This window comes from Paracoccus sphaerophysae, from assembly GCF_000763805.1.
Taxonomy (GTDB): Bacteria; Pseudomonadota; Alphaproteobacteria; order Rhodobacterales; family Rhodobacteraceae; genus Paracoccus; species Paracoccus sphaerophysae.
The window spans coordinates 1-2,473 of sequence record NZ_JRKS01000122.1; the positions used below are offsets into that span (position 1 = coordinate 1).

General features: G+C 62.6%; 1 protein-coding gene and 1 pseudogene. Both read left to right on the forward strand.

What is annotated here, in order from left to right; all coding sequences use genetic code 11:
* Positions 1 to 115: 115 nt before the first annotated feature.
* Positions 116 to 1,606, forward strand: a pseudogene (gene istA, locus IC63_RS16625) (IS21 family transposase); the annotation flags it as partial.
* A gap of 7 nt (positions 1,607 to 1,613) precedes the next feature.
* Positions 1,614 to 2,342 (forward strand): IS21-like element helper ATPase IstB, encoded by a 729-nt coding sequence (gene istB / locus IC63_RS16630; protein ID WP_036722705.1) that lies wholly within the window; start codon positions 1,614 to 1,616, stop codon positions 2,340 to 2,342.
* Positions 2,343 to 2,473: the final 131 nt, after the last annotated feature.

The following is a 2,473-nucleotide window of genomic DNA, read 5'->3' on the forward strand; positions in this document are numbered from 1 at the left end:
TGTGAAACGGCATGCAAGTTTGACCCCTATGTTGGGGTGATCGGCGTCCAAAAGTGACCCCCCTGATAATTCTGCTCAGAAGCTTTCCCAAAGGCATTGGGGGAGCAGTCAGGAGATGTTGGTTGTGGAGACGATCGCGAAGATCAGGCGCGCACATTTCGTCGAAGGCAAGTCGATCAAGCAGATCTGTCGCGAGTTGCGCTTGTCCCGGAACACGGTGCGCAAGGTCATCCGATCTGAGGCGACCGAATTCACCTATGACCGCACGACGCAGCCGCGTCCGAAGATCGATCCCTGGCGTTCGGAGCTGGACGACATGCTGGCCGAGAATGCCCGACGGCCGAAGCGCGAACGCCTGACGCTGATCCGGGTCTACGAGGAGCTGCGCAACCGCGGCTATGACGGCAGCTATGATGCTGTCCGGCGCTATGCTTCCAGTTGGTCGAAGGCGACACAGGAGGCGTCGGCCAGCGCGTATGTCCCGCTCGTCTTCGATCCGGGCGAGGCCTACCAGTTCGACTGGAGCCATGAGGTCGTGGTCCTCGACGGCGTGACAGTGACGGTCAAGGTCGCCCATGTCCGCCTGTGCCATAGCCGGATGCCATTCGTGCGCGCCTATCCGCGCGAGACGCAGGAGATGGTGTTCGACGCGCATGACAGGGCGTTTGCCTTCTTCGGCGGGGCCTGCGCGCGGGGCATCTACGACAATATGAAGACGGCGGTGGACACGATCTTTGTCGGCAAGGATCGCGCTTACAATCGTCGCTTCCAACAGATGTGCGGGCACTACCTGGTCGATCCGGTGGCCTGCACCCCGGCCTCGGGCTGGGAGAAGGGCCAGGTCGAGAACCAGGTGGGCGTGCTCCGGCGGCGGTTCTTCGTGCCGCGCCCGAAGTTCAAATCCTTTGCCGAACTGAACGCATGGCTCGAAGATCGCTGCACCGCCTATGCCAAGGCCAACCGGCATCCCGATGTCCCGGACAAGACGATCTGGGAAATATTCGAAGAGGAGCGCGGGAGCCTGGTGCCCTATGTCGGCCCGTTCGACGGCTTCCATGCCGTTCCCGCGTCGGTGTCTAAAACCTGCCTCGTGCGGTTCGACAAGAACCGTTACTCCGTGGACGCCCGCGCGGTCGGGCGGCCCGTCGAGATCCGCGCCTATGCCGACAGGCTGGAATGCTGGCAGGACGGCCAAATCGTGGGTCGGCATGACCGGGCCTTCGGTCGCGGCAAGACGATCTATGACCCGCTGCATTACATCCCGGTTCTGGCGCGCAAACCCGGGGCCCTGCGCAACGGCGCACCGTTCAAGGAGTGGGATCTGCCGCCGGCTCTGCGCCGCGTGCAGCGCAAGCTCGAACGACAGCCCGGCGGCGACCGTCAGGTGGTCGAGATCCTCGGCGCCGTGCTCACCGATGGCTTCGACGCCGTCGAAGCCGCCTGCGCCGAGGCCCTGTCTAACAACGTCCATTCTGCAGGCGTCGTTCTGAATATCCTGGCGCGCCACCGCGAACCGCCGCCACCCCTGACGATCACGACACCGGATGCGCTGAAGCTGGGCCGAGAGCCCGCGGCCAATTGCGACCGCTACGACAGCCTGAGGAGAACAACGAATGGAACGATCACAGGTCCTGGACGCCATGGGCCAGCTGAAGCTCTACGGCATGAGGACGGCCTACGACGAGATCATCGCCACCGCGGTCAAGCGACAACACGAGCCGCAACAGATCATTGGCGACCTCCTGGCCGCCGAGATCAGTGAGAAGCAGGCCCGCTCGATCAAATACCAGATGACGATCGCCAAACTGCCGCTGGCCAAGGAGATCAAGGAGTTCGACTTCGAGGTCGCCGAGATCAATGAAACCCTGATCCGTGACCTCGCCACGGGAGACTTCCTCGACCACCAACGCAACCTCGTGCTGGTTGGCGGCACCGGAACCGGAAAAACCCATCTCGCGGTCAGCATCGCGCGTGCCTGCATCAGAAACGGCAGACGGGGAAGGTTCTTCAACGTCGTCGATCTAGTCAACAAGCTCGACGCCGAAGCCCGGGCCGAACGTCAGGGGCGAACCGCAGACCTGATCTCCCGGCTCGACTTCCTGATCCTCGACGAACTCGGCTATCTTCCGTTCGCCCAGACCGGCGGCCAGCTCCTGTTCCACCTGATCAGCAAGCTCTACGAGCGAACCTCGATCATCGTGACAACCAACCTGGCGTTTGGCGAATGGCCAACCGTCTTCGGCGACGCGAAAATGACCACCGCGCTCCTCGACCGTCTGACGCATCACTGCGAAATCGTCGAAACCGGCAACGAAAGCTGGCGCTTCAAGAACCGGGCGTAAACCGAAAAGGCGACCCCGCTGGCCCGCCGCCGCTGCGTTACATGGGAACTACGCAGCGCCGGGCCAGCTCAGCACCGGAGGGGTCAATATTGGACGCCGATAAGGGGTCACGATTGGATGCTGATTGACAG

Excerpts from the sequence above, each read along its gene's own strand:
- istB (WP_036722705.1), top strand. The coding sequence starts at position 1,614 with ATGGAACGATCACAGGTCCTGGACGCCATGGGCCAGCTGAAGCTCTAC.